Source organism: Providencia sp. PROV182 (assembly GCF_028480325.1).
Lineage (GTDB): Bacteria > Pseudomonadota > Gammaproteobacteria > Enterobacterales > Enterobacteriaceae > Providencia > Providencia hangzhouensis.
Genome location: NZ_JAMPOL010000013.1, coordinates 104,518 through 131,201 on the forward strand (window position 1 = coordinate 104,518; position 26,684 = coordinate 131,201).

The window sequence follows — 26,684 nt, forward strand, 5'->3', positions numbered from 1 at the left end:
TTAATACCTTGTCATCATAGAGCGAATATTCATCGGCAACATTTTCTCTGTTGCTTTAATTACATCAGAAGCTGGAATAATGGATAAATACTTTTTATCACGATCTAGCTCTTCTCTCGGTGGCATAGTTTCATAATCACCCGCCCAAAACTGAACGACATTATCGCTCCAAGGCCGCCAAAAAATATGATTTGTCGCACCGAAAAGGCACACTATTGGCGTTTTAACTGCAGCAGCAATGTGCATTGGTGCCGAATCAACACCAATAAATAAAGCAGCATGAGCAATCAATGCACCTAGCTCAGGAAATGAAGTTTTCCCTGCAAGCTCAGTAACGGGCTTTGTTTGGCAGCCATTTGCAATATCACTGATACATTCCAAATCTTCTTTACTCGGCCCCGAAGTTAAAACCACTTGATAACCCCGAGACTGCAGTGCATCAATGACGGCTGAGAATTTTTCATTATCCCAACACTTAAAAGCTTGGCGCGCTGTTGGTTGGATGACGACATAGCTGCTATGGACACCAAGGCTTAATAACCTTTCATCAATATTTTTCCAATCCTGCTCTGAATAAGACATAGTTAGATGTGTTTTTAGTTCTTTTATTTCTAACGGCTTGAGCACAGATAAGTTATTTAGAACAACATGTTCACCCTCAGGCTCTGTCAGATGCGTAAAACTATTACACCAATATTTAGAGTCTCGATGGGCAAACTGATGGGAAATTTTTGTGTCAGCAGGAATAGCCCGAACCAATACACTCACCATCCATTGGTCTGCTAGATTAACAACTAAATCATATTTATTTTTACGCAGCTTTAGCAGTAATTTAATAAAATTACATGCTTTACTCAGCCCACCACTTTTTTTCCCCGCCATGCCGTACAAAGCATTAATTTCAGCATTTTCAGAGAGGATAGGGATAGTATCCTGATAAAGCAAAACATCAATTTCAGCATCAGGATATTGGTGTTTTAATGAGCTGATAACCGGTGTTGTCAGCAGCATGTCCCCATGAAACCTCATCTTGATCACAAGAATTTTTTTAAACTGTTTTTTCACCAGGCACTCTTAATCAAGTCTATATGTAAAAGACAATAGTCATTCGACAACAAATATCATTATTAATTCAATGAATACTCTCTATGTTACTACTTTCATTATAATGGTCATAGCTTCGAATGCGCATATCATCGATAACCCAAATTTTAGGTAAAAAAAAACTCAGCCGAAGCTGAGTTTTTAACGCAGAAAGCAAAATTATTTAATTTTTGCTTCTTTGTAGATCACATGCTTACGAACAACTGGATCGAATTTTTTCAGTTCCAGTTTTTCTGGCATTGTGCGCTTGTTCTTCGTAGTGGTATAGAAATGACCTGTACCTTCAGAAGAGACTAGCTTGATTTTCTCGCGAATACCTTTAGCCATTTTTTAGCTCCTTAGTACTTCTCACCACGGGTACGCAGTTCAGCAAGAACAGCATCAATACCCTTTTTATCGATAACACGCATACCTTTAGCAGATACACGCAGTGTTACGAAACGTTTCTCAGACTCAACCCAGAAACGGTGAGAGTGCAGGTTTGGCAAAAAACGACGTTTGGTCGCGTTTAATGCGTGTGAACGGTTGTTACCGCTCATTGGACGCTTGCCAGTAACTTGGCAGACTCGTGACATGTCTATTCTCCAAAAATCTAATCAGCTCGAGCTTTTTTGTTCTGGGTATGGCCGCCTCGTCAGGCTTAGGAGCCCATCTCAGCAAACTTTCATTGACTGAAAAAACCGTTAATACCTGAATAAAGATTTACTTTACTAAGACGTAAAAATTTACTGAGATAGGCCCTTCTCGCCAAACCCAAGATCCTTAAAGGTGGCGTAGTATACGCTTTCAATCGTTTTCACTCAAGCCCAACACAAAGAAAGTTGTCATTTTTTAGGCAAAAAAATAATTTTATAACCACCCTCGTTCTACAAATGAGACACATTGCTTATGCCCGACGACAAAATGGTCAAGTAGTTTAATCCCCATAATAGCGCAAGCTCGCTGGATTCGCTCTGTCACTTGCCTATCAGCTGTACTGGGTTCTGGGTTACCCGATGGATGATTATGGGCTAATATAATACCGTTCGCATTCATTTTTATGGCAAAGCGAATAATTTCTCTGGGGTGGACTTCAACTTTGTTCAAAGTACCTTTAAACAACTCTTCATGGCAAATAATTTGATTTTTATTATTTAAAAATATCACGACAAAAACTTCACGCTCTTGCCCTGCGAATAAATCCAACAACTTTGCTTTCAACTGTTCAGGCCCAGTCATCACATCTTCATATAAAAATTGTTCAGAGAAAAAGCGTCGAGCTAGTTCACTGACGGCCTGTAGTTGGGTAAATTTACAACTCCCCATTCCTTTACAGTGTTTTAGTTTTTCGTAGTCTGCTTGTAGAAGCAAATACACTGAACCAAACTCCTGTATTAAACGCTTCGCAAGCTGCAAAACAGGTTCACCTTGGCTCCCTGTACGCAAAAAAATAGCGAGTAGCTCAGCATCAGATAACGCAGCCGCCCCGTATGCGAGTAGCTTTTCTCTTGGTGGTAAATCTAGATGTTCACTCATCATATTCTTTGTCCCTAAATCCCTTGCATCCTTTTTATCTAGCCTAAAAAACATTCACAACCCCTCACATATGGGTTTGCGTAGCGCTTCGCAAAAATAGTACTGTGACGAAAAATCGAGCGCGCCACCTCTAGCTTCTCTGTGGTAATATGCCTCCCATGTTGACCGAATTGGATAAAAATAATGAATCAACTATCACTATTAGGTAAGCAGATAGTTATTGGTATTAGTGGGGGCATTGCCGCTTATAAAATCCCTGAACTTACCCGCCGTTTGCGCGATAAAGGTGCGATTGTGCGTGTTGTAATGACTCAAGGTGCAAAAGCCTTTATTACACCTTTAACCTTACAAGCCGTTTCAGGGCATCCTGTTTCCGATGACTTACTCGACCTAGCCGCTGAGGCTGCCATGGGACATATTGAACTCGCTAAGTGGGCAGATATCATTATTCTAGCGCCTGCTACTGCGGATTTAATTGCTCGCCTCAGTGCAGGAATGGCAAATGATTTACTCACAACAGTTTGTCTTGCTTCCGCTGCACCGATTGCACTTGTGCCAGCAATGAACCAACAAATGTACAAAGCAAAAGCAACGCAAGAAAATTTAATCAAATTGCAACAACGCCAATGTATGATTTGGGGGCCGGACGCAGGTAGCCAAGCTTGCGGTGATATTGGTCCTGGTCGCATGATTGACCCACTAGAAATTGTTCGTCTAACCAGTGAGTTTTTTACCCCTAAACTCGACTTACAAGGTATCAAATTAATGATCACTGCTGGCCCAACACGGGAAGCACTCGACCCCGTTCGTTTCATCAGCAACCATAGTTCGGGGAAAATGGGTTTTGCCATTGCTAAGGCAGCCAGTCAACGTGGTGCTGACGTCACTTTGATTGCGGGCCCTGTAAATATTGAAACACCAGAAGGGGTTAAGCGGATTGATGTCACGAGCGGCCTAGAAATGTATGAGCAAGTTCATCAAACCATTACAGAGCAAAATATTTTTATTGGTTGCGCCGCAGTTGCAGATTACCGAGCAAAAAACATTGCTGAAAACAAAATAAAAAAACAAGGTGATGAAGTTTCGATTACACTTATCAAAAATCCAGATATCGTGGCTAGTGTCGGCAACCTAAAACACAATAGGCCATATGTTGTTGGGTTTGCAGCTGAGACCCAAAATGTGGAAGAATACGCACGCCAAAAACGACAGCAAAAACAACTCGATCTCATTTGTGCCAATGACGTCTCACTAGCAGACAATGGATTTAATAGCGATAACAACGCGTTACATATTTTTGATGCTAACGGTGATACACGTTTGCCTCACTGCAATAAAAACGAATTAAGCCACTATTTACTTGACGAGATACTTCAACGTTATGAAAAAAATTGACCTAAAAATCCTTGATAGCCGTATCGGTAATGAATTTCCTCTACCAGCCTACGCCACTACAGGTTCTGCTGGTTTAGATTTACGTGCATGCCTTGATGCACCTATCGATCTGGCGCCAGGTCAAACAGAACTTATACCAACGGGTTTAGCCATTCACATTGCTGATGAAAGCCTTGCTGCTGTGATCTTACCTCGTTCAGGTTTAGGACATAAACATGGCGTCGTACTTGGTAACCTAGTTGGGCTCATTGACTCTGATTATCAAGGGCAACTTATGGTGTCTGTCTGGAACCGTAGTGATAAAACTTTTACTATTGAACCCGGTGAACGTATGGCTCAAATGGTATTTGTCCCGGTTGTTCAGGCGGAATTTAATATTGTTGATGATTTTGACGCAACAGAGCGTGGGGCTGGCGGTTTCGGCCATTCCGGCCGTCAATAAATAGAATATCCTGATAACAAATATGCTAGATAGAACCTGAATTAGGTTCTATCTTTATGAATAAAAACAATCAGCCGCATATTTTCTTTCAGGAAGCTTGCTCAACATTACTTATATTTTAAACATTTTTTAAATCCATTTTGCTTTGTAAGTCTCTTTACTAAGAGCAAAATTTTGGATAGTTTGTTTTGCTGTTTTAGCAGGGGTCTTATTAGACATGGCAGAAAAAGCGACAACACAAAAACGTAACAGACGTGATGAGATTTTACAGGCTCTTGCGTTAATGTTAGAAAGTAGTGATGGTAGCCAACGCATTACAACAGCAAAACTTGCTGCTACGGTTGGTGTATCAGAGGCTGCGCTGTATCGTCATTTTCCGAGTAAAATGAAAATGTTCGATAGCCTCATTGGGTTTATTGAAGACTCATTGGTTTCGCGCATTAATCTGATTTTAAGTGATGAAAAAGATACGATAATTAGAATTAAACTAATACTAGCGCTAATACTTGGTTTTTCAGAGAAAAACCCTGGGCTAACGCGTATAATGACAGGCCACGCTCTGATGTTTGAGCAAGATAGGCTTCAAGATCGTATTAATCAATTATTTGAACGTATAGAATCGCAATTGCGGCAGGTGTTGAAAGAGAAAAAAATACGTGATGGTCATGGGTTTATTCATGATGAGTCACTGCTTGCTTCTCAGCTATTAGCCTTTTGTGAAGGAATGCTCTCACGTTTTGTACGTTCTGAATTTCGTTATCGGCCAACCGTCGAGTTTGAATCGCGCTGGCCTTTAATTCTAGCTCAGTTACAATAACCGATTGTTTATACTACTCACCCCGCCCATCATTGGGCGAGGGCTTTTTTTACTCGATTCCGTATTGTTCGCGGTAAGCCTTCATAGCCGCTAAATGTTCCTGCATACCTTCCTGTTCAGAGAGGTAAGTGATTAAATCGCTCATGGTAATAATTGAGTAAACTTTACAGCCATAATCACGCTCAACCTCTTGCACTGCTGAAATGTCACCTTTACCTTTTTCTTGGCGATCAAGGCATAGCAAAACACCATTCAACGTCGCTTGTTGTTGTTTAATAATTTCCATTGACTCACGAATTGCCGTTCCTGCAGTAATAACATCATCAACTACCACAACACGCCCTTTCAAAGGACTCCCAACTAACACGCCACCTTCCCCATGGTCTTTAGCTTCTTTGCGATTGAAGCAATATGGCATATCGATGTCATGATGTTCAGAAAGTGCTACCACTGTCGTCGTTGCGATAGGGATCCCTTTATACGCAGGGCCAAAGATGACATCACACTCAATTGCACTATCTTGTAATGCTTGTGCATAAAAACGACCGACAAGTGCCAGATCACGCCCTGTATTAAATAACCCCGCATTGAAAAAATAAGGGCTTTTACGACCTGATTTCAGCGTAAACTCACCAAATTTAAGTACCTGTTTTTTCATGGCAAGTTCAATAAAATCGCGCTGATAGGCTTTCATTGGTCATTCTCCTCGTTGATGATTATTTATCTATATTCAAAGCTGCTAATTGGTTGATGAACCAGCAGACATAAAAAAGGCGACTATTTAGCCGCCTAATTAATGATTAACTTACTTCAGCGCTTCTCGCTGAGCTTCAAAAATGGTATTTAAACCTGTTTTAGCTAATGCCAATAGAGCAAGTAGCTCTTCATGACTAAATGGTTCGCCTTCTGCGGTGCCCTGCACTTCAATCATTCGGCCATCATCCATCATCACAACATTCATATCTGTTTCAGCGGCAGAATCTTCAACATATTCAAGGTCACATAGGGCTTCTTGATTTACAATTCCGACGGAAACGGCTGCAACCATTGATTTGAGTGGGCTTTTTGCAATTTTACCTTGCTCAACCATGTTATTCAGTGCATCAACTAGAGCCACACAGGCACCAGAAATCGCCGCTGTACGTGTACCGCCATCCGCTTGGATAACATCACAGTCTAAAGTAATGGTGTACTCGCCTAACTTTTTAAGGTCAACAGCAGCACGTAAAGAACGTGCAATTAACCGTTGGATTTCCATCGTACGACCCGTTTGTTTTCCTCGTGCAGCTTCACGTTGATTACGTGAATTTGTTGCGCGCGGTAACATACCATACTCCGCTGTAACCCAACCTTGCCCCTGCCCTTTTAAAAAACGAGGAACACCTTCTTCAACAGTTGCATTACATAACACCTTCGTGTCGCCAAACTCAATAAGAACAGAGCCTTCTGCATGCTTAGTATAGTTGCGCGTGATGGTAATCGGGCGCATTTGGTCTGCTTGTCTATCTGCTGGGCGCATGGTGTTATCTCCATTATCAACTCAAATTGGGACGCATTATACGTTGTTCAAGCGATAATGCCTATCCTGTCATCCTGCATAGCGTTATAATCTCCTAAATCTTTACGATAATGGGAACGAATTATGATCCGTAGTATGACCGCTTTTGCCCGTCGGGACATCAAGGGTGAATGGGGGAATGCGGCCTGGGAGCTGCGTTCCGTGAACCAACGTTATTTAGAAACGTATATTCGCTTACCTGAGCAATTCAGAAGCCTTGAGCCCGTCATTCGCGAGCGCCTGCGTTCTCGCTTAACTCGTGGAAAGGTGGAATGTAGTCTACGCTTTGAGTTAGATGGCGCAAATCGTGGCGAGTTAATCCTAAATGAGCAATTAGCCCGCCAATTAATCAGTGCTGCGAATTGGGTTAAAAATTACAGCCATGAAGGTGAAATCAACCCATTAGAAATTTTGCGTTGGCCTGGAGTAATGTCAGCTGGCGAGCAAGATTTAGACATAATTAGCGAACAACTAATGGCAGGGTTAGATGAAGCGATTGATGCCTTTATCCAAAGCCGTGAAGCTGAAGGGGCATCCTTACATACACTTATTGAGCAGCGACTTGACGGTGTGCTAGCAGAGGTCGCCAAAGTACGTCAACACATGCCAGAAATTCTACAATGGCAACGTGAACGCTTACAAAACAAGTTAGAAGAAGCTGACATTCAAGTGGATAACAACCGCTTGGAACAGGAACTTATTCTATTGGCTCAACGTGTTGATGTTGCAGAAGAATTGGATAGATTAGAAGCACACGTTAAAGAAACACGTAATATCTTGAAGAAAAAAGAGGCAACTGGCCGCCGTCTTGACTTTATGATGCAAGAATTTAACCGTGAAGCGAATACGTTAGCGTCAAAATCAATTAATAGCGAAGTCACAACTTCAGCAGTTGAGCTCAAAGTATTAATCGAACAAATGAGAGAACAAATTCAAAACATCGAATAATCACTCTGTTACGATTTTAATCTATAAAAAAGCCAACCGATGAAGTGACCTTATTTATCGTTTGGCTTTTTTCTTTGAAAAGATTCTCAAATTAACTCGAAATAGGTGCTAATTGTCACGATTTTTGAACCTATATTCCACAACAACCCTTCGAAGATATTAAAAAATTTTTACCCAAGAAGTATTCGGGGAAAAATAGACTATTACCACGATATTCATTATTTCTTTCCAAATAATGAATAGAAACGATTAAATCAATTTCCATAGAAATACATAATCATTTGATTTTTAATCATAAATATTATTTTCTTCCTGTTTTTTCAAAAAATAAGATCTCGCTCATAAATCAATCAAATGTTTTGAGTTCAATCACAGATAACAAAACAGATCTTTGACACCACAATAACTGCTTATTAACATCCATCTTGTATACAAGTTGAATTCAATATAAATACAATAAGGTTGATTACCTCGATAAACCAATAAAAAGGTAACTCTATGTCACATAATGATTCTGTTGTAACACCAGCAACAAAAGACTCACCAGGGCGTTTACGTTGGGGATTAGCAGCAATATTTTTTATTATCGGTTTGATTGCATATATGGATCGCGCCAATATTTCCATTGTTGCCGAACATATGATGACCGATTTAGGAATGAGCAAAGTTCAATTTGGCTTTTTGGGTGCGTTATTTTCGCTTGGCTATGCACTTGCCCAAATTCCAAGCGGAATACTTGCAGAACGGTTTGGTAGCAGGCTTATCGCAACCATTAGCCTTTACGTTTGGTCCGCATTCACAATATTAACGGTCGTTGCCCCTACCTATATTTGGCTATGTATCGTACGCTTCCTATTTGGTGTTGGAGAAGCGCCGCTCTACCCTGCGAATGCCGTCTTTAATACATGGTGGTTTCGCCAAAATGAAAAGGCACGAGCCGCTAGCTTCTTACTTGCCGGTTCCTATTTCGGGCCTGTGATTGCCCCCACCCTTACCGTATTTATTATGATTTCGTTCGGGTGGCATGCCGTTTTCTATATCTTCGGTGTGATTGGTATTCTTATCGGTATGATTTGGTATTTCTTTGCCAGAAATAAGCCTGAACAACATCCAAAAATTTCTCAAAGTGAAATTGCATTTATCCAAGGAGGCCGAACAATTAGTGAGCAAGGAGGTGCTGATGTTAAAGCCCCTTGGCGCAAATTTATGAAAGAACGTCCGTTCTGGGCTGTTGGTTTCCAATATTTTTTTGTCGCCTACATGACCACCTTATTTATGATTTGGCTCCCCACCTATTTACAAGAGGCTCGTGGTTTCTCATTAACCCAAATGGGCGTTGCCGCCAGTTTTCCTTGGCTAGCAATTTGTATCGCGGTACTCACTGCAGGTTCAATTTCTGATTGGTTACTCAACAAAGGGTACTCACAGTTAGTCGCTAGGGGATATATCGCCATTACCGGTTTTATTCTCTTTATTGTGGGTATTTGCGGCGCTGCTCAAACTGAAAGTGCCATTGCGAGTGTTGCATGGCTAACTCTTGCACTCGGTTCTCTAGGATTACCAGTTGTGACCTCTTGGGCAATTGCAGCAGATAAGGGCCGCCAATATGCAGGCTCTGTCAGTGGATGGATGAATTTATGGGGTAATCTCGGTGGTGTTATTTCCCCCATTCTATGTGGCTGGCTTGCACAGCATTTCGGCTGGACCGTCGCTTTACTTTTCAATGTGATACCTATCAGTTTAGCGATTGTTTGCTGGTTTTTCATTCAGCCAGATAAACCATTAGCTGCGGCAGTTAATCCTGACTAATTTTCACCCATATACATTATGTTCAATACAATAAATAAAGGTGTCCCTATGTTTACATTAAATCCTCGTGTTGCCTGTTTTAGCTCGGAAATTATCGAAAGTTGCCGTGATGTTTGCCCGTCAACTATTGGACACATGACTGACTTCGGTTTTCTCAAAACATTACGCCCACAAATTGAACAATGCCAATTTATTGGTAATGCTGTAACTGTTCGTATTCCACATATGGACTCATCTGCCGTACACAAGGTTTTCGACATTGTGCAAGAAGGCGATGTTGTCTGTATCGATATGTCAGGGGATTATGATCGTGCTTGTTGGGGGGAAATGGTTTCTTATATGGCACGGGCAAAGAAAATTGCCGGTGCTGTCATTGATGGTTGTGTCACTGATATCAAAGCATTACGTGAGATTGGCGTTCCTATTTATGCACGTAAAGTGAGTCCGTTAACAACTCGAATTTTAGGTATTGAAGGCGCAATTAATGTGCCGGTTAGCATAGATGGCGTAACGATCCATCCTGGTAACTTAATCATCGCAGATGGCGATGGCATTTTAGTCGCAGATGAAGTTACTCTGCAAGAGTATCGCCAACGAGCCCTTAATGCCCAACATGCTGAAATTGATGTTAAAAAGCGTATTGATGCCGGTGAAACATTAGCGGCAATTTCAGGTGCTGCGAAATTTTTTGAATAAGGAGGCTCTATGAAGATTGCAATTGCTCAGCTAGCCAGTAGCTCAGATAAAGCTCTAAATTTAAAAAAAGCCTGTGAAGCTATACAAAAAGCCGCTCAAGGTGGTGCCGACCTCGTCCTATTACCGGAAATGTTTATGGCTTTTGTTCCAGCGGATAGTGGTATTAGCTATACCGATGTCGCAGAGGCTGTTGATGGCCCTTTTGTCTCTCAGTTGGCAAAAGCCGCTCAACAATACGGTATTTATGTGACCTGTGGCATTTATGAAAGTGCCCCGAATGAGCCGAAAAGAGCTTTCAACACGACAATTATGTTGAACCGCCAAGGTGAGCTTATCTATCACTACCAAAAAACCCACCTGTACGATGCCTTTTCATATCAGGAATCCCTTAATATCATTCAAAGTAATAATGAATTAAAACCTGTGGAAACGGAATTTGGCAAAATTGGCGTTTTAGTCTGTTATGAACTGCGTTTCCCAGAAGTTGCTCGAAAACTAACCTTAGCTGGCGCTGACCTTATACTCGTTCCCACAGCATGGGTTAGCGGGCCACTAAAAGAGGAGCATTACCAAACATTAGTTAAAGCACGTGCTTTGGAGAACACGATCCCTGTCTGCGCATGTGACCAAACGGGTAATATTTTTATTGGTCGCAGCCTTGTTTGTGATGCACTTGGAGTAACTATCGCATCTGCTGGCTACGATGAAACACTATTTTTTGCTGAAATATCAACACAGCATACCGCAGAGACACGAGAAAAATTACCTTGTATGCAAAACCGACGCCCTGAGCTGTATTAGTCTAGAACTGGCAAGGATGCCGGTTTATTCAACAAGTTAAGTTCAATTACCCACCAAAATTTAACAGCATCCTAAATAATATAAAACTAGTGTATTACTTGTATACCAATCTATTCCTTTCTATACTCACTAAAATTTCTATTGTTAACACAAGATCCTGATGAAAGATAAACCACTAAGCCAACAGGCCTATACTGCAATTAAACATAAAATTCTCAGCAAGCAATTTGGAGAGGAAAGTTACACCTCTGAAAATAGCTTAGTTGAGGAACTCGGTATGAGTCGTACTCCAATTCGTGAAGCCTTATATCAATTACAAAATGAAGGCTTAGTCAAAATTATCCCTCGTAAAGGTGTTTTTATTCAGAAACTATCGTTAAAAGAAACCAGAGATAATTATGATTTACGCTTAGCAATTGAGTCCCATGCAATTAAATTAGTTCGTGAATATTTAACTGATGAACATTTTTCTATCTTAAAGACGATTATTGAGCGGCAAGATGAATTATTGAAGAAAAATGACTATCAAGGTTGGATAAAAGAAGATGAACGCTTCCACCGTTTCTTCTTGGAATTACTGGATAACTCGGTTTTCTTAGATTTAGCGGATAATATTCGCCAGCGAGTCTATTTCCAACCTGACCCTATTTATCGCAATGAATATTATCATGAGTCTACACGCCAACATCAGCAATTAGTTGAACAACTCAAAGCAAAAGAATTTACCCTTGCGGAAGAAACGCTAACTGAGCATATATTGCGCGGCAAGCGTAATTATGTTTAGTGTTAAAACCAACAAAAAAAGAGAAAACCAAATTGATGGTTTTCCCTTAGATTAAATGTTATTTCTAACAACTTATCTTAGCTAGACTTAGCCTCTTTCAGTGCGGCGTCTTTATCGTGATGATAATGGAAGGTAAATTGGAAGATTATTGCTAATACAACAGTATAAGAAGCAAAAACTAACCAGATCATTTGCCAATCTTTAATACCATCCACCGTGTAATAGTCGACAACCAATCCACTTAATATCGCACCAAAATAGGCACCAACACCATTAACCATCGTCATAAATAAGCCCTGAGCACTCGAGCGCATACGCGTATCCACTTCTCTTTCAATAAAAATAGAGCCTGAAATATTGAAGAAGTCGAATGCACAGCCATATACGATCATCGACATTATTAAGAACATCAAGCCAATTGCTGATGGGTCACCAAAGGCAAAGAATCCAAAGCGTAATGTCCACGCAAACATGCTTAATAGCATGACAGTTTTAATGCCATAGCGTTTCAAGAAAAATGGAATTGCTAAGATAAAGCACACTTCTGCCATCTGAGAGATCGATAATAATATCGATGGATACTGAACCACCAAACTATCTTGGTATAACGGATTCAGACCGAAGTCATGCAAGAATGGATTACCAAACGTATTGGTAATTTGTAAAACCGCACCAAGTAACATAGCGAATAAGAAAAATACCGCCATAATAGGTTTTTTAAATAACACCAGAGCATCTAAACCTAGCTTACTGATCCAGCTACTTGAAATCGCTTTTTTATTAACATCAATTTTTGGCAAAGTTAATGAATAAAGCGCTAAAAGTAATGAACAGCCACCTGCAATATAAAGCTGCATACTACTTAGCTCAAATTTCATTAAGCTAATACTCCACATAGCAACAATAAAACCTACCGTACCAAATACACGAATAGGTGGGAAGTTACTCACTGAATCGAGCTGATATTGGCTTAATGATGAATAACTGATGCTATTTGAAAGTGCAATAGTTGGCATAAAGGCCATTGCATTAATTAACATCACCCAGAACATCACTGTTGAACTCGTGACTGTTGCAGCATAAAACAATGCGGCAGCCCCAATCAAATGACAAATCATATATAAACGATTTGCTGGAATATATTTATCTGCAATGATTCCGATAAGCCCGGGCATTAGAATGGCAGCAATACCCTTTGAGCTATACACCATACCGACTTCTGCACCTGAAAAACTCAATGTTTTCATCATGTAGGAACCGAGTGTAACTAACCAACTTCCCCAAACAAAATATTGCAGGAAAAGCATGATTTTCAAGCGGGATTTAATATTCATACAAGGCTCCGTTTGGAGTTATATTTATTTGTTTTTATTTTCAACTCAGCAATGGCGACACCCATAAGGATGACAGCAACGCCAATAAACTGAATGAACTCAAGAGGTAACTGCAATACAGTCACAGATAATAAAATCGTGACGGGCAACTGCATTGAGCTAACAATGGTCGCTAAACTGGTACCGATCAGTGGAGTACCTTTGGCAAACATCCACATACCAAAGAAAGAACCAAAGAAAGCTAGGGGTAAGCCATAAGAGAAAAATAGAGAATGAAACGTTGATGCACTCAATAAGAATGTTGGAGGAACGACAATCGATGTCAAAATTGCGCCCCCTGTTACCATAATTGCAGAACGCATCATAGGATCTGTTTTAACCGCTAATGCACCACTGACATAAACACGAATAGCATTCGATAATGCCGCACATAGTCCTAATAGCACACCAAGCCAGTGAAATACGATCCCTGAACTATTTAACAAACCTGTCGCTAATACTGTCCCAATTAATATCACCACAACCGACACCATGGTCATTATGGGAGGAGCTTGACGGCTGACAACCGCATTAATGGCAACCCCCATCCATGTAAATTGCAAAAATAAGACGACACCAAGCGCCGGAGACAAATATTGCAATGATGCATAATATAAGAGTCCGGTTAGCCCTGTTGTCGTCCCAGTGAGTAACATTAATAGGCCTTGTTGTCGTGTTGGCCATACTAGACGTGCTTTTTTAATTAATGCGCCTGCGGCAACAAAAAACCACAGTAAAATCGCACCTAATACCGTTTGGCTACCGATGACATCATTCAAGGAATATCCTGCGCGGTAGGCCAACACGACGAGTGTTGAAAGAATGCCATAACTGCAAGCGCCTAAAGAAACTAAAATTAGACCTTTAAATTTCATTTCAATATTCACCTTATTTAGCGTTATGAACATCTTTATATTGTTTTGAGAAAAAGAACCTAAAAACTAGAAGCGAGCGATCACACCCGTCACCAATTTCAAGAAGGTGGCTTTAACTTTCTCTGCAGTTTCAATAACTTCGTCATGGCTAAGAGGTTGTTCTAAAATACCGCAAGCCATATTAGTTAAACAGGAGATGCCCACTGTCTTAATTTGTGAATGATGAGCGACCAGAGCTTCTGGTACAGTAGACATACCAACAGCATCAGCGCCTAAGGTTCTGATCATGCGAATTTCGGCAGGTGTTTCATAAGTTGGACCAGTCCACCATGCATAAACACCTTCACGAACAGAAACACCTTGTTCGGCCGCTACATCCTTGATTGTTTGGCGTAATTCTTTGTTATACACCTCACTAACATCCAAGAAACGCACCCCTAATTCAGGGTTATTTGGCCCCATCAATGGGTTATTTGCAGTTAAATTAATATGATCGGTAATAATCATCAGGTCACCTGGGTTGAAATCGGTATTTACTGCACCGCAGGCGTTGGTAATAATCAATTTTTCGACGCCCAATGCTTTCATCAAACGCACAGGGAAAGTGACTTGGTCGAGGGTAAAGCCTTCGTAGTAGTGGAAACGGCCTTTCATCGCAACCACATTTTTACCTGCGATGGTGCCAATCACCAATTCATTGGCATGCCCTACGGCTTCAGATTTGGCAAAATGTGGAATTTCGCTATAAGGAATATGTACTGCATTTTCTAATGTGTCCGCAAACGGGCCTAATCCTGAACCCAGAATAATGCCCACTGTTGGTTTAATATCTGTGCGAGACTGAATAAAGCTTAAGCTTTCTAGAATATCTTTTGTATGATGCATAGTTGTCTCCAAATTGACATCGACTAAAAATTGTTAAAATCGATCATAAAGCAATTTAGAAACAGAACAGCGATCTTAATCTCATTTTAAGAAAAAGAATTTAGATATGATGTGTCACATGAAGCAGAATCTTATGCGTATATTTGCTAATCTTTAGCGCAAGAGTCGGAATGAAAAGGAGTGAGGCGCTTGTTACATACACTATTAAATGAATTTCGCACCTCAAAAAATTCAAAAACACAAAAACTCAAAACGCTTTACCGGTTAATTTTAAACCATGGTCCCATTAGGGCAGAGACGTTGACATCACTGGCTAGCATGAAACCAGCAACTTGTGCTCGGTTACTCGACGAACTGGGGAGAAATCACTTAATTTCGACTTCTGAGCTCGGAGAGTCGACCGGTGGCCGCAAACCTATCCTCTATAATATCAATGCCGCTGATGGCTACCTAGTTGGCATTGAAATGAGTGATATATATTCGACGATAGTTTTACAGAACCTAAAGTTGGATATTTTAGGGATGGTAAAAGTCAAATATGAGCACCTAGAAACCGCAGAAAATATGGTGGATCATCTGCTCAATAAATTAGATATTTTATTAGCTGAACATGGACTTAACGTAAAAAGTTTGTTGGGTATAGGCATCGCCATCGACCATATATTAGAACGCGATAAACTGCCATATCATCAATATAACTCACGAATAAAAGAACTTCACGACTATATATCCAGTAAAGTCCCTTGCTTCGTATTACTCGGAAGTGGGATCAGTTTTGCGGCTTTTGCTGAGTATCGTTTACGCTATACCTCTGATAGCCAAAGGTTTTTATTTACAACCTGTGATACCGATATTCGCAGCTGTACCATCATCAACAATCAATACGCTCCAGCACCCATTAGCACCGCTCAAGCCTTTGGTCATACGACAATTGATATTAATGGTCAACGCTGCGAATGCGGGTCATTTGGCTGTTTAAAGCAATATAGTTCACTGTCTGCGATTAAGTCACGGGTGATCCAGCAACTCAGGTTGGGTAAAAGCTCAATAATCAATGAATTAGTTAATAATGAGTCTGAAATTAGCTACCATACTATTTTCCAAGCTCTCACATTGGACGATGCCCTGTGTCTCGAAGCACTTGGCGAGGCAGCCTATTATTATGGTATTGCCATCGCTAATGCGATTTTAACGACTCAAGCAGATGTGGTGGTGTGCGGCGGAACCCTAACACCTAAAAATCACTTTTTTGAGATGACCAAAAAGTCTATTGAAGAAAAACTCTCTATTTTTCCTCATATTAAGACACGTATTTACCCCGCCAATGATTCATACGAAATTGTTGCTCAAGGCGCTGGTGGAATGGTCATGGAGAAATACCTTGCTGATTAAGCGGTTCTTTCATTAAAACAGATAGAGTGTAGAATAAATCAACGAACCTATGCTCTATCACTATTAATGAGGGGATCATGTTAGAATTTGAACACATCAGCAACACGACAAAATCATTGGTACTACAACAGCTTACTTCTCAATCCCCTCTTGTTCATTGCATGACAAACGATGTTGTTCAGACCTTCACTGCCAATGTCCTGTTAGCGCTCGGCTGCTCTCCCGCCATGGTCATTGAACCCGAAGAAGCAGAGCAGTTTGCCGCTATCGCACATGGCTTGCTGATTAATGTAGGCACATTAACCACTGAGCGCCGACATGCAATGAAATGTGCGGTTAACAGTGCGAATCAGGCGAAAAAGCCTTGGGTACTTGACCCTGTTGCCGCAGGTGCGCTTAGCTTTCGCACCCATTTTTGCCATGAATTGCTGACTCTCAAGCCTGCCGCTATTCGCGGTAATGCCTCTGAAATTATGGCATTGGTAGGAAGCAGTGCTGGCGGCAGAGGCGTTGATTCCCTTAACACCACTGATGACGCTCTTCCCGCAGCACAATTATTAGCGAGACAAGCTAAGACAATTGTTGCGATAAGCGGGGAAGTGGATTACATCACTGATGGAATACGCACCTTTGCAGTTACTGGCGGCCATATTTTAATGACTCGTGTGGTCGGTACGGGATGCGCTCTTTCCGCGGTGGTTGCTGCATGTTGCGCTCTACCTGGTGATAGGCTACAAAATGTTGCCGCTGCTTGCGCTATCATGAAACAAGCTGGAGAAACCGCAACCCAGCGTTGCCATGGGACAGGCAGTTTTATCCCTGAATTTTTAGATGCGCTTTATCAATAGTTTTGTTGTGATCGATAACTTTGTTTTTTTCGGTAGTTTTGTGGTAATGAAAACTTGGCATAGCGAACTAGAGCCGAGTTTTCTTCCCTCTTATCTTTCTTGACCAATGACGAAAGTTATCTCTAAAACGAATAAAGCGATAAACAAAATTTTTGCTATCGGGTTCGATACCGTAAAAACGCTGTAATGCAATTAAATCATTTGCTTTGCAAATAGCAAAATTACCATAGTCTGATAAATCAATAACCTTTAGCCCCTCATTGGTTATAACAAAGTTCCCTGCATGGATATCATTAGAAGATAAACCATACCAATGCAATTGGTTTATAATGGCTTTCATCTCTGCATAGTAAGGTTTGATATCATCAACTTCAGATAAAACAGTTCCTTCCACATACTCCGCAATAATCCATGTTTCTACTGACTCACGACCCACCATTTTTTCTGCGACAAAGTAAATATCATTCGTTACGGTACAACCGTTATTTTGTGCAGTCACTAAACGTTTCAATAAACGTGAATAAAAAGGGCCAGAAATAATACGCATCAGCCGTTTTTCAATACGCTTATCGCGTTCTTTTTCGCATTTAATAATATAACTTTGTCCATTTACATGAATACGAGCAACACTTCTTTCAATATTTCCGCTACTTAAATTCTTACCCGCGATCTTCCCATCAATATAATCATTAACAATTTGCCAAAAATCTATCTCACCTTCTTTTTGAAAGGTGATAAAACCGTCTCTTTGTTTTTTTATTATTTTCTGCATAACAAAATAGCCAATTTTTAATCAATTGACGGATGCTAGCAAATGGCAAACAACATTTCTTAGCGATTGTTGCAGAGTAGCGTTTAAAAATAGGTAACTTGTGCACTATGGCACAAAATAGATAGGGTTATTAGGTCTTAATATACAGAGATAGGTTAGCACGATACCAACCTACCCCATAAACGCGTTTTAATCGTTACCAAATAAATCTCGGGTATAGACTTTCTCTGCCACATCTTCCAGCTCAGGCACCATACGGTTGGCTAGAATAATGTCGCTTTCTGCTTTGAAAGTGTCGAGATCACGGATAACCTTCGAACGGAAAAATTCTTCTTCTTTTAAAACCGGCTCATACACCACCACTTCAATGCCCTTGGCTTTGATGCGTTTCATCACACCTTGTACCGCAGAGGCACGGAAATTATCAGAGCCCGCTTTCATGACTAAGCGATAAACACCGACTTTACGTGGTGCTTTAGCAATAATTGCATCGGAAATAAAGTCTTTACGGGTGCGGTTTGATTCCACAATGGCGTTAATCAGGTTATTTGGCACATCATCGTAGTTAGCTAACAACTGCTTGGTATCTTTCGGTAAACAATAACCGCCGTAACCAAATGATGGGTTGTTATAATGGCTGCCAATACGTGGGTCTAAAGAGACCCCTTCAATAATTTGGCGTGCATTTAAACCGCGGCTTTCTGCGTAGGTATCGAGCTCATTAAAGTACGCCACACGCATGGCTAAATAAGTGTTGGCAAACAGTTTAATGGCTTCGGCTTCTGTTCCATCGGTAAATAGCACGGGCACATCTTTCTTAATTGCGCCTTCCAGTAGCAAATCAGCAAAAATTTTCGCACGCTCTGAACGCTCTCCCACCACGATACGGGAAGGATGTAAGTTATCCCACAAAGCACGCCCCTCACGTAAAAATTCAGGAGAGAAAATCACGTTGGTATAACCAAACTCTTCACGTAAGCGCGCGGTAAAGCCCACAGGGATAGTGGATTTCACGATAATCGTCGCTTCTGAGTTAATTTCATTCACATCATGAATAACAGACTCAACCGATCTTGTATTGAAGTAATTGGTTTTTGGGTCATAGTCGGTTGGCGTTGCGACAATGACGTATTGTGCACCGGTGTAAGCTTCAGTTTTATCTTCTGTGGCACGGAAATTGAGGGTCTTTTCCGTTAAAAACTGTTCAATTTCTGCATCAACAATCGGTGATTGATGGTTGTTTAGCATCGCCACTTTTTCAGGGATGATGTCCACCGCAACCACTTCGTGGTTTTGTGACAGCAACATGGCGTTAGATAGGCCGACGTAGCCGGTTCCTGCGATTGCTATTTTCAAACTTGCCTCTCAAATCCTGCTAAAGATGTTACAGCTTATTGATATTATTGGTGGTAATAAGAACGGTACCAATCCACAAATGCCTGAACACCCTGCTCAATAGAAACTTGTGGGCGATAACCTGTCACATTAAACAAGTCTTCCGTATCCGCCCAAGTGGTGTACACATCACCCGCTTGCATAGGTAAAAAGTTTTTAATCGCTTCTTTACCCAGTGCCTTTTCCAGTGCAGAAATAAATTCAATCAACTTAACAGGCTGCCCATTACCAATATTATAGATTCGATATGGCGCGCTGCTTTCTGCAGGTGATGCCGAATGATTATTCGGGTTCGCTTGTGGAATTATATCTGAAATACGGATCACACCTTCGACAATATCATCAACAAAAGTGAAATCACGACTGAGATTGCCGTTATTATAGACATCGATAGGCTCGCCCGCCAAAATAGCTTTCGTAAACTTAAATAAAGCCATATCTGGGCGCCCCCAAGGGCCATAAACCGTAAAGAACCGCAGCCCTGTGGTCGGTAGCTGGTATAAATGTGAATAGGAGTGCGCCATTAATTCATTGGCTTTCTTTGTTGCCGCATAGAGTGAAATCGGGTGATCGGTTGCCATGTCAGTGGTAAATGGCGTCTTATCGGTTACGCCGTACACCGAACTTGAAGAGGCATAGACTAAATGCTTCACTTTTGCTTGGCGACAACCTTCTAAAATGGCGAGGTGGCCAGTTAAATTACTATCTGCGTAAGCAAATGGGTTTTCCAACGAGTAACGAACACCCGCTTGTGCCGCTAAGTGAATGACTCGGTCAAATTGTTCTTGTGTACACAATACACGGACAGTCTCACGGTCTGTGATATCAAGATGAATAAAACGAAATAACGGAAACTGTTCCAATAAATGTAAACGGGATTGTTTAAGCCCCTGATCGTAATACGCATTTAAGTTATCAATCCCGACAACTTCATGCCCACTCTCTAATAAACGTTGGCAAAGCGTGAAACCAATAAAGCCCGCACTTCCCGTGACCAAATATTTCATATTCATTGTCTTCTAGCGTTAAACCATTCTAAAGCTCGAAATGAGCACCTAATTTCACAGAAAAATTAACTAAAATTAAGACAAAAAAAATAACGAATGGTTTTGTTATTAAAACAAGAAAGCGTAAAAAAATAATAAATTTTAAGAAAATATTAATATTTTAGGCAGGAAATAACAAAAAAGAGGGGATCAGCCGTAAATATCTACGGCTGATAATAACATACTATTACATATCACCTTTATTGGCATTAGCTGCTTCTAAAGTTCCATAGACATAGTTGCGATAGCTATCAAGTAACTTTTGGTCTTCACAATCATTGAGTTTGCCACCACATAAGTGACGCATTTTGATGTTGGCTTCATAAAATGGGGAAATGTTTAAATTTGCCCTTTCTAATAAGATTCCGCCTAAGAAGGAAATATCTGTTAACTGGCCCGTTGTTATTGCAGTTCCTGATTTCAAGTTATCCCGCAAAGTAAATTGTGTTAGGTAAGCGGGTGATGAAAATGAAGAATTATACTGATTTAAGCTAATTCCTGGTTGATGGTCACCAAAATATAAAAACATCAACGGACGCTCACGTTTTTCAATGAATTCTGCGAAATCACGTATTGATGCATCTGAGGTTACGATTTTGTCCATATAATGGCTAAATTCACCTGCAGCATCTGAGTTTTTAATTTTGTCTTTTATACCGTAGTCATCACTATGGCTCTCTTTGTAAGGACCATGCTCATACATTGTAAGAGAGAAAATAAATACGGGTTTATCTGTTTCTTTCGCTAAGATTTCTTTTACATATTTCAGCATATCATCGGTGCTGATTGTCCATAAGTTATCTTGCAGTTTTCCTGGATAGCCAAGTTCTTGTGGTTGAATAATTCTATCAACCCCAAGCGTTTCATAGGCATGCCCTGAATGGTATGCGCCTTTATTAAAGGGGGTAAGTACCACAGTATAATAACCGTTGGCCTTCATTTCTTTGAATAAGCTATTTTTAAGGTGGTCAACGATAAAATAAAAGACACCGCTTTTTTGCGCACCAAAATCATCACTATTTAAGCCAGTTAGCGCTGAGAATTCAGATAACCAAGTTCCTCCCCCAAAAGTTTGTACCCGCATCTGACTATGCGCACTTACGCCACTATCTTGCTGGAACATAAATAAATCAGGAAGCTTAGTTCCTTCAGGTAAGTCATAAATATGTGGGTCAACAGTAGACTCTTGCAGTAATAAAACGATGTCTGGTTTTTCTGAGACTGCATTATTTTCTAGGGATATTGCTGCTGCTTTTTCCATAAAATAATCAGCTGAGCCTGCAAATTCAGGGGATTGATAACTCGCATTTTGTGCCGACATAATAATATTGGTCACTGTCCCTCGGCCTTTTGGCAACGTCTGAGACCATCTGTCATAATAATGTGAGCTTGTGAAGTTAATACCAAAGTAACCCGCAACAATAAGAACAACACCAATAACGCGAGTCATTTTTGATTTACTCGGCTTGAGCAATCGCCAGCTAATAACCCCATTAATGACTAATAATATAAGCAACCCAACCAGTGCGACACCTGCTAACCAATAATGGCCCAAGGTCCCCATATTGGAAGTGTCTGTCATAATATTGATATCACTAAAGAAGAGTTGTTCTTTGTAATAATGAACTTTTAACTGATTCAGGAATTTTATGATGATAAATAATGTACTGGTAATAATAGCGGAAAATAACCAGCGAGCTGTTAGCACCATTAAAATACCGAATAAAACGGCATATACACTGACCGATATGAGAGCAGGATAAATTACGCTACCTTTTTCAAAGACTAAGAAAAGGGAGCCAATAAAGATCAATGCCAGATAAAAGCCTGCAAATAACTTTTTCTTCATCAGTTTTACCACAAGTTTAATATTGGAGGTTGCTATGAGGCACTACTATAACGGATTAAAACACTCAATTTATTCAACGAAAATGCCTTTATCTCGTAAATGGTGACCATCGCCTTTACGACGAGTAAAACCGCTTTTATCAAAAAACTCAAGAATTTGAATCGCAAGTTTCCGACCAATCCCTAATTCGTTACGGAAATCAGCCGCAAAAATGACTTCATTTTCCATGCAATAACGGTGAATAAGTGACGCAAAATAATTAATTTGCTCATGGCTATAATAGCGGTCACGAACTATCGCCGTAATTAATCCCATTTGCGCCGCCTTTTTTAGAACGCGACGCATCGTATCTTCTTCATAGCCACTTTCTAATGCTAAATCACGTACCCACCACGCTTCATTACGTGAAAATAATGGGTGTATTTGCTGCCAAATCAATTGCTGTTGGGCATCAAACACCAGCCCATGTTGGGGCATATGCAACCAACCGCGAGTTTGCTTAATAACATTTTCACCAATGAGATCATCAATGAATTTAAATGCTAATGCCTCGCTCATTGAAGGCAGAGCCATACGTTTTAAACGTGCTTTGCCTACACCGATTTGGTCACTGTGTATTTCATTGAATTCTTCAAGGGTTTGAACGATACGTTCTTTCGCTATTTGCGCTTTAAATGTGGATAAAACATGGTTGCCAACACGCTCCACATCCATTTGAGCAAATAAATTATCTAACACATCATGGGTGAGTTGCCGCGCCCAACTGTAATCCCGTAAATTAAGTTCACCTTGAGGAAGCTGTAGCTTAAAGTGAGCCAGTTCATCTTGTTCTCGGCAAAGCTTAGATAACCAATCCAAAAACTCCGGAAGCCTTTTACCTCGCCGTGGGGAAACCAAACGTATCACTCGAGCCCCACCTAACGTTTGGCGAGCGCTAATATCACGGATAATTAACCGGTCATTTTCTACTAACCATAATGGGGTATCTAAAATTAACTCAGCAAGCACGGGGGTTTCCCCTTGCTCCACTAATAATGACACTCGCCCAGTGATGTGGCTTGCACCATGGTAAAGATGCACAGGTTGCCAGTGCTTAATTAATGCATCGCATTCCAATTCAACAATAACCCGTGTTGCAATAAACGCAGGTTGCTCTGCAAGTAACCAATCCCCTCGGGTAATATTTTCTTTATCAATATCGCCCACCAAGTTTAAGGCCACGCGATCACCTGCAACAGCGAATTCAGATATTTGGTTTTGCCGATGAATACCTCTGACGCGAACTTGCTTATCCGCTCCTGTCACCCATAGTGACTCACCAACTTGAATTTTTCCCGCTAATGCAGTGCCAGTCACCACTACCCCTGCACCTTTAACCAAAAAAACGCGGTCAATGGCTAAACGAAAACGACGTTGGATATTGGGATGTGAACCACTTTGCTGATGAAGTTGTTGCAGATATAAACGCAGCGCATCAATGCCGCGCCCATCTTCAATAGACGTAATGAATAGTTTTGCATCTGGCCAACCTTGTTTAGCCAGCTCGGAGGTGACTTGCTCCGTAACCTGTTCAATTCGCGAATGATCGACTCGGTCAGCCTTCGTCAGTATAACACTGATATTTTCACAACCCGCTAGCCTTAAAATCGAAAGGTGTTCAAGGGTTTGCGCCATCACGCCATCATCACAAGCTACTACCAAAAGCGCATGGTTTATACCACCAATCCCAGCCAACATATTGGCTAAGAATTTTTCATGTCCTGGAACGTCGATAAAACCAATAGAGCTCCCATCTGGCTGTGGCCAGTAGGCATACCCTAGGTCAATGGTCATTCCGCGCTTTTTCTCCTCAGGGAGGTGTGCGGTATTTACGCCAGTAATGGCTTGAATTAAAGAAGTTTTACCATGGTCAACATGGCCTGCTGTCGCAAAAATCATGAAAGTAAAACCTGTAATAACGCGTGTTCATCATCAAGACAGCGCAGGTCAAGCCACAATTTACCGTCTTTCATGCGCCCAATCACTGGTTGAGGTAGCTGGCGCCACTGCGTAGCGAGTTGCTCTAATGTACTACCTTTTCCATTTAGCGGTGTGAATGTTACCGCAAAGCTAGGAAGACGGTCGACAGGAAGTGAACCGCTCCCTATTTGTGAGAGACAAGGCTCAACTTCAACAATAAATTTGTCCCCATAAAAGGCTTGTAGAGCAACAACTATGCTTTCTGCGCTATCACGAATAGTTTCAGGATCTCGTGTTAGCCAACGTAATGTGGGTAATTCTGTTGTGAGTTTTTCGGGAGTTAAATACAGTTTTAGCGTTGCTTCAAGTGCAGCTAAAACCATTTTATCAACGCGTAAAGCACGTTTTAATGGATGTTTTTGAATTGCATCAATCCATTTTTTCTTCCCTAAGATAATCCCTGCTTGTGGGCCACCAAGAAGTTTATCTCCAGAAATCGAAACCAAATCAATACCTTGAGAAAGGTAACTTTGTGGCATAGGCTCTGCAGGTAGCCCATAAGCCGTCATATCAATCATCGAACCACTGCCTAAATCAATTGCCGTTGGTAATTGATACTTTCTACCTAGCTCTGCAAGCTCTTCGCCTTCAACTTCAGCAGTAAATCCTTCAATACTGTAATTGCTGGTATGCACTTTCATTAATAGTGCAGTTTGATCATTAATCGCATTCTCATAGTCACGTAAGTGAGTCCGATTCGTTGTACCCACTTCAACTAATTGGCAGCCAGCCTGCGCCATCACATCTGGCACACGGAAAGCCCCACCAATCTCAACCAATTCACCACGAGAAACAATAACTTGCTGGCCATTTGCAACCGTTGCTAGCAATAATAAAACTGCGGCAGCATTATTATTAACAATACAGGCATCTTCGGCGCCAGTGAGCACACACAGTAAATCAGCAATCGCACGGTCACGATGCCCACGCATCGCACCATCTAGAGAATATTCTAATGTGACAGGCGAACTCATCACTTGGCTAACTGCATTCACCGCCGTGGTTGACATGACCGCACGGCCTAAATTGGTATGTAGCACCGTACCCGTCAAGTTAAACACGTTTTTTAGGGCGCTTTGCCCTAAAGCTTGATGGCGTTGTGCTAACTCTTTTACCCAATCTTCCTGCCAAGCAGGTAATTTCCCTGCCTGTGCAATACTGGCTCGAGCTTGCTCTTGCATCTCACGTAAACATGCAGTGACCCAATGAGCCCCTGATTGTTCAACCAATATTTGCACTTCATCGAGCTGCAATAATTTATCAATAGCAGGAAGTTGGCGATATAAAGCCAAGTCTGATTCAGCCATAGTCACGATTCTCTTTTACCGCTTATTTTTCACCAGGGAACAAGAACGGATTAATACTACTACGCGCAAAGCCTTCTTCTTCCATGCGTGCATCTAAAATAATTGAGGCTAAATCATCCGCGACAGCTTCAACTTTAGCTTCTTTTTCTTGATAAAGGATTTTCAAGTAGCTACCGCAATCACCGCAGCTTTCTGCTTTAACTGCCGCATTTTCATCATCTAATGACCAATAATTCAATTTACCTGTTTGCTCACAGTTACTGCATTTAACGCGCACCATATGCCATTCAGTTTCACATAAATTACAGTGTAAATAACGTAAACCTTGTGATGTACCAATTTGCACAATACTCGACACTGGCATGCTATTACATACAGGACAGAAATGGCGATGGTCTCCATGTTCTGCACGCGCTTTACCTGGGATATTTGCTGCCATTTGTGCCCAATACACCGATAATGCAGCCCAAATAAACATCGATTTATCCGCAGGAACTTTTTCAAACTCTTCATTTAGCAACGCAGTTGCCATGGCTTCGAGTTCTGTTTCAGACGCTTTATTCAGATTTTCTAACGCCGGACGTACAGACTCAGGCACGACTGGCATTAATTCGGCAATAATTGCCGTTAATAATTTGTGCCAATGCATTGTCCGTGGAAATGCTTTTGCATCCAATGGCGAATTATTGGTATTTGTTGAGCGCTCAAGGATAGATGCCATATCCATTTCTAATGGATTATCATGCTGTGCATTATGTTGTGCGGTTGCCACTTCAGCAGCAAAATTCAGATAATCTGCAAAAGGATGTTCTCCCGCACCAAGTTCTTTGAGCCGCTCAGCACGGCGTTGATATAAACTTTTTAAGTTAGGAAACAGAACTGGTGGAATAAAACCAATTCCCTTTTCTTTCAATCTTTCTTGTCCTAACTCTTCTTTAGGAACGATACGAATACCCATTGCGTTCTCACTTTTCTATTTTCTATTTTCTATTTTCTATTTTCTGAACAATTTTTTGAGCATAGGGTAAACCTATACTCAAATTAATCATTCCTA

Annotated in this window: 26 protein-coding genes; 10 read left to right on the plus strand and 16 right to left on the minus strand. The window is 41.0% G+C overall.

Translation table 11 applies throughout. The annotated features are described in order from the left end of the window. The 4 genes from rfaQ to radC form a co-directional block, all read right to left on the minus strand. Window positions 1-1,065, minus strand: a complete 1,065-nt coding sequence (gene rfaQ, locus PR834_RS12185; protein ID WP_196731890.1) for a lipopolysaccharide core heptosyltransferase RfaQ — start codon at window positions 1,063-1,065, stop codon at window positions 1-3. A gap of 198 nt (window positions 1,066-1,263) precedes the next feature. Beyond that, complete coding sequence (gene rpmG / locus PR834_RS12190) at window positions 1,264-1,431, minus strand: 50S ribosomal protein L33 (RefSeq protein ID WP_004265124.1); 168 nt, start codon at window positions 1,429-1,431, stop codon at window positions 1,264-1,266. An 11-nt stretch (window positions 1,432-1,442) separates the two neighbouring features. Continuing rightward, on the minus strand, window positions 1,443-1,679 hold the full coding sequence (gene rpmB / locus PR834_RS12195) for a 50S ribosomal protein L28 (protein WP_004265123.1): 237 nt from the start codon (window positions 1,677-1,679) through the stop codon (window positions 1,443-1,445). A gap of 274 nt (window positions 1,680-1,953) precedes the next feature. Then, window positions 1,954-2,619: a RadC family protein gene (radC, locus tag PR834_RS12200; protein WP_094962934.1), complete on the minus strand. Its 666-nt coding sequence runs from the start codon at window positions 2,617-2,619 to the stop codon at window positions 1,954-1,956. Window positions 2,620-2,802: 183 nt separating this feature from the next. On the opposite strand from radC, the gene coaBC reads away from it, so the two are divergent. The 3 genes from coaBC (at window position 2,803) to slmA (ending at window position 5,273) form a co-directional block, all read left to right on the plus strand. Beyond that, a complete protein-coding gene (gene coaBC / locus PR834_RS12205) occupies window positions 2,803-4,014 on the plus strand; it encodes a bifunctional phosphopantothenoylcysteine decarboxylase/phosphopantothenate--cysteine ligase CoaBC (RefSeq protein WP_196731891.1) in 1,212 nt (403 codons plus the stop codon). Next, on the plus strand, window positions 4,001-4,456 hold the full coding sequence (gene dut, locus PR834_RS12210) for a dUTP diphosphatase (protein WP_094962911.1): 456 nt from the start codon (window positions 4,001-4,003) through the stop codon (window positions 4,454-4,456). The genes coaBC and dut overlap by 14 nt, the downstream gene beginning before the upstream one ends. Before the next feature lie 217 nt (window positions 4,457-4,673). Continuing rightward, on the plus strand, window positions 4,674-5,273 hold the full coding sequence (gene slmA / locus PR834_RS12215) for a nucleoid occlusion factor SlmA (RefSeq protein ID WP_004265112.1): 600 nt from the start codon (window positions 4,674-4,676) through the stop codon (window positions 5,271-5,273). A gap of 49 nt (window positions 5,274-5,322) precedes the next feature. On the opposite strand, the gene pyrE is transcribed toward slmA, so the two are convergent. Next, window positions 5,323-5,967: an orotate phosphoribosyltransferase gene (gene pyrE / locus PR834_RS12220; RefSeq protein WP_196731892.1), complete on the minus strand. Its 645-nt coding sequence runs from the start codon at window positions 5,965-5,967 to the stop codon at window positions 5,323-5,325. A gap of 111 nt (window positions 5,968-6,078) precedes the next feature. After that, entirely contained in the window at window positions 6,079-6,792 is a 714-nt protein-coding gene (rph, locus tag PR834_RS12225; RefSeq protein WP_004265108.1) for a ribonuclease PH, read from the minus strand. Window positions 6,793-6,915: 123 nt separating this feature from the next. On the opposite strand from rph, the gene PR834_RS12230 reads away from it, so the two are divergent. The 5 genes from PR834_RS12230 to PR834_RS12250 all read left to right on the plus strand — a co-directional run bounded on the left by PR834_RS12230 (window position 6,916) and on the right by PR834_RS12250 (window position 11,869). Beyond that, window positions 6,916-7,779: a YicC/YloC family endoribonuclease gene (locus PR834_RS12230; protein ID WP_036959080.1), complete on the plus strand. Its 864-nt coding sequence runs from the start codon at window positions 6,916-6,918 to the stop codon at window positions 7,777-7,779. 498 nt (window positions 7,780-8,277) lie between these two features. Beyond that, the gene (locus PR834_RS12235) at window positions 8,278-9,588 is read left to right on the plus strand and encodes an MFS transporter (RefSeq protein ID WP_110592780.1); all 1,311 of its coding nucleotides are present in this window, start codon (window positions 8,278-8,280) and stop codon (window positions 9,586-9,588) included. Window positions 9,589-9,636: 48 nt separating this feature from the next. Continuing rightward, a complete protein-coding gene (locus PR834_RS12240; protein WP_112308435.1) occupies window positions 9,637-10,284 on the plus strand; it encodes an RraA family protein in 648 nt (215 codons plus the stop codon). 9 nt (window positions 10,285-10,293) lie between these two features. Further along, window positions 10,294-11,085 carry a carbon-nitrogen hydrolase family protein gene (locus PR834_RS12245; RefSeq protein WP_272536678.1) on the plus strand — a complete coding sequence of 264 codons (792 nt, stop codon included), beginning with the start codon at window positions 10,294-10,296 and terminating at the stop codon, window positions 11,083-11,085. A gap of 160 nt (window positions 11,086-11,245) precedes the next feature. After that, entirely contained in the window at window positions 11,246-11,869 is a 624-nt protein-coding gene (locus PR834_RS12250; RefSeq protein WP_004906170.1) for a GntR family transcriptional regulator, read from the plus strand. A 77-nt stretch (window positions 11,870-11,946) separates the two neighbouring features. Here PR834_RS12250 and PR834_RS12255 read toward each other — a convergent pair whose 3' ends face one another. The 3 genes from PR834_RS12255 to PR834_RS12265 all read right to left on the minus strand — a co-directional run bounded on the left by PR834_RS12255 (window position 11,947) and on the right by PR834_RS12265 (window position 15,002). Continuing rightward, the gene (locus PR834_RS12255; protein ID WP_272536679.1) at window positions 11,947-13,203 is read right to left on the minus strand and encodes a nucleoside permease; all 1,257 of its coding nucleotides are present in this window, start codon (window positions 13,201-13,203) and stop codon (window positions 11,947-11,949) included. After that, a complete protein-coding gene (locus PR834_RS12260; RefSeq protein WP_187710682.1) occupies window positions 13,200-14,117 on the minus strand; it encodes a DMT family transporter in 918 nt (305 codons plus the stop codon). Before PR834_RS12260 ends, PR834_RS12255 begins: the two co-directional genes overlap by 4 nt. A 66-nt stretch (window positions 14,118-14,183) precedes the next feature. Beyond that, window positions 14,184-15,002: a purine-nucleoside phosphorylase gene (locus tag PR834_RS12265; protein WP_094962905.1), complete on the minus strand. Its 819-nt coding sequence runs from the start codon at window positions 15,000-15,002 to the stop codon at window positions 14,184-14,186. A 189-nt stretch (window positions 15,003-15,191) separates the two neighbouring features. Here PR834_RS12265 and PR834_RS12270 point away from each other — a divergent pair, with 189 nt between their 5' ends. Both PR834_RS12270 and thiM read left to right on the plus strand, forming a co-directional pair. Continuing rightward, complete coding sequence (locus PR834_RS12270) at window positions 15,192-16,394, plus strand: ROK family protein (RefSeq protein WP_036959170.1); 1,203 nt, start codon at window positions 15,192-15,194, stop codon at window positions 16,392-16,394. A 77-nt stretch (window positions 16,395-16,471) separates the two neighbouring features. Then, complete coding sequence (thiM, locus tag PR834_RS12275; RefSeq protein ID WP_004906177.1) at window positions 16,472-17,242, plus strand: hydroxyethylthiazole kinase; 771 nt, start codon at window positions 16,472-16,474, stop codon at window positions 17,240-17,242. Window positions 17,243-17,309: 67 nt separating this feature from the next. Here the strand turns inward: thiM and PR834_RS12280 are convergent, their stop codons facing one another. From PR834_RS12280 to fdhE, 7 genes are all read right to left on the minus strand, one after another. Next, a complete protein-coding gene (locus PR834_RS12280) occupies window positions 17,310-18,014 on the minus strand; it encodes a lipopolysaccharide core heptose(II) kinase RfaY (RefSeq protein WP_272525156.1) in 705 nt (234 codons plus the stop codon). Window positions 18,015-18,203: 189 nt separating this feature from the next. Next, window positions 18,204-19,370, minus strand: a complete 1,167-nt coding sequence (locus PR834_RS12285; RefSeq protein WP_272536680.1) for a nucleotide sugar dehydrogenase — start codon at window positions 19,368-19,370, stop codon at window positions 18,204-18,206. 44 nt (window positions 19,371-19,414) lie between these two features. Further along, entirely contained in the window at window positions 19,415-20,416 is a 1,002-nt protein-coding gene (locus tag PR834_RS12290) for an NAD-dependent epimerase (RefSeq protein WP_036959200.1), read from the minus strand. A 226-nt stretch (window positions 20,417-20,642) separates the two neighbouring features. Further along, window positions 20,643-22,304 (minus strand): LTA synthase family protein, encoded by a 1,662-nt coding sequence (locus PR834_RS12295; protein ID WP_094961963.1) that lies wholly within the window; start codon window positions 22,302-22,304, stop codon window positions 20,643-20,645. A 69-nt stretch (window positions 22,305-22,373) separates the two neighbouring features. Further along, on the minus strand, window positions 22,374-24,242 hold the full coding sequence (selB, locus tag PR834_RS12300) for a selenocysteine-specific translation elongation factor (RefSeq protein WP_272536681.1): 1,869 nt from the start codon (window positions 24,240-24,242) through the stop codon (window positions 22,374-22,376). Next, window positions 24,239-25,630, minus strand: a complete 1,392-nt coding sequence (selA, locus tag PR834_RS12305; RefSeq protein ID WP_196724841.1) for an L-seryl-tRNA(Sec) selenium transferase — start codon at window positions 25,628-25,630, stop codon at window positions 24,239-24,241. Before selA ends, selB begins: the two co-directional genes overlap by 4 nt. Before the next feature lie 22 nt (window positions 25,631-25,652). Then, a complete protein-coding gene (gene fdhE / locus PR834_RS12310; RefSeq protein ID WP_112308441.1) occupies window positions 25,653-26,588 on the minus strand; it encodes a formate dehydrogenase accessory protein FdhE in 936 nt (311 codons plus the stop codon). Between the last annotated feature and the right edge of the window lie 96 nt (window positions 26,589-26,684).

What these genes read in the sequence shown, in the direction of transcription:
- radC (WP_094962934.1), bottom strand. Translation starts at nt 2,619, where the DNA reads ATGAGTGAACATCTAGATTTACCACCAAGAGAAAAGCTACTCGCATAC.
- PR834_RS12295 (WP_094961963.1), bottom strand. Translation starts at nt 22,304, where the DNA reads ATGAAGAAAAAGTTATTTGCAGGCTTTTATCTGGCATTGATCTTTATT.
- PR834_RS12235 (WP_110592780.1), top strand. Translation starts at nt 8,278, where the DNA reads ATGTCACATAATGATTCTGTTGTAACACCAGCAACAAAAGACTCACCA.
- PR834_RS12240 (WP_112308435.1), top strand. Translation starts at nt 9,637, where the DNA reads ATGTTTACATTAAATCCTCGTGTTGCCTGTTTTAGCTCGGAAATTATC.
- selA (WP_196724841.1), bottom strand. Translation starts at nt 25,630, where the DNA reads ATGGCTGAATCAGACTTGGCTTTATATCGCCAACTTCCTGCTATTGAT.
- coaBC (WP_196731891.1), top strand. Translation starts at nt 2,803, where the DNA reads ATGAATCAACTATCACTATTAGGTAAGCAGATAGTTATTGGTATTAGT.
- PR834_RS12255 (WP_272536679.1), bottom strand. Translation starts at nt 13,203, where the DNA reads ATGAATATTAAATCCCGCTTGAAAATCATGCTTTTCCTGCAATATTTT.
- PR834_RS12260 (WP_187710682.1), bottom strand. Translation starts at nt 14,117, where the DNA reads ATGAAATTTAAAGGTCTAATTTTAGTTTCTTTAGGCGCTTGCAGTTAT.
- thiM (WP_004906177.1), top strand. Translation starts at nt 16,472, where the DNA reads ATGTTAGAATTTGAACACATCAGCAACACGACAAAATCATTGGTACTA.
- fdhE (WP_112308441.1), bottom strand. Translation starts at nt 26,588, where the DNA reads ATGGGTATTCGTATCGTTCCTAAAGAAGAGTTAGGACAAGAAAGATTG.
- dut (WP_094962911.1), top strand. Translation starts at nt 4,001, where the DNA reads ATGAAAAAAATTGACCTAAAAATCCTTGATAGCCGTATCGGTAATGAA.
- selB (WP_272536681.1), bottom strand. Translation starts at nt 24,242, where the DNA reads ATGATTTTTGCGACAGCAGGCCATGTTGACCATGGTAAAACTTCTTTA.
- pyrE (WP_196731892.1), bottom strand. Translation starts at nt 5,967, where the DNA reads ATGAAAGCCTATCAGCGCGATTTTATTGAACTTGCCATGAAAAAACAG.
- PR834_RS12290 (WP_036959200.1), bottom strand. Translation starts at nt 20,416, where the DNA reads ATGAAATATTTGGTCACGGGAAGTGCGGGCTTTATTGGTTTCACGCTT.
- rph (WP_004265108.1), bottom strand. Translation starts at nt 6,792, where the DNA reads ATGCGCCCAGCAGATAGACAAGCAGACCAAATGCGCCCGATTACCATC.
- slmA (WP_004265112.1), top strand. Translation starts at nt 4,674, where the DNA reads ATGGCAGAAAAAGCGACAACACAAAAACGTAACAGACGTGATGAGATT.
- PR834_RS12245 (WP_272536678.1), top strand. Translation starts at nt 10,294, where the DNA reads ATGAAGATTGCAATTGCTCAGCTAGCCAGTAGCTCAGATAAAGCTCTA.
- rpmB (WP_004265123.1), bottom strand. Translation starts at nt 1,679, where the DNA reads ATGTCACGAGTCTGCCAAGTTACTGGCAAGCGTCCAATGAGCGGTAAC.
- PR834_RS12265 (WP_094962905.1), bottom strand. Translation starts at nt 15,002, where the DNA reads ATGCATCATACAAAAGATATTCTAGAAAGCTTAAGCTTTATTCAGTCT.
- PR834_RS12230 (WP_036959080.1), top strand. Translation starts at nt 6,916, where the DNA reads ATGATCCGTAGTATGACCGCTTTTGCCCGTCGGGACATCAAGGGTGAA.
- PR834_RS12250 (WP_004906170.1), top strand. Translation starts at nt 11,246, where the DNA reads ATGAAAGATAAACCACTAAGCCAACAGGCCTATACTGCAATTAAACAT.
- rpmG (WP_004265124.1), bottom strand. Translation starts at nt 1,431, where the DNA reads ATGGCTAAAGGTATTCGCGAGAAAATCAAGCTAGTCTCTTCTGAAGGT.
- PR834_RS12280 (WP_272525156.1), bottom strand. Translation starts at nt 18,014, where the DNA reads ATGCAGAAAATAATAAAAAAACAAAGAGACGGTTTTATCACCTTTCAA.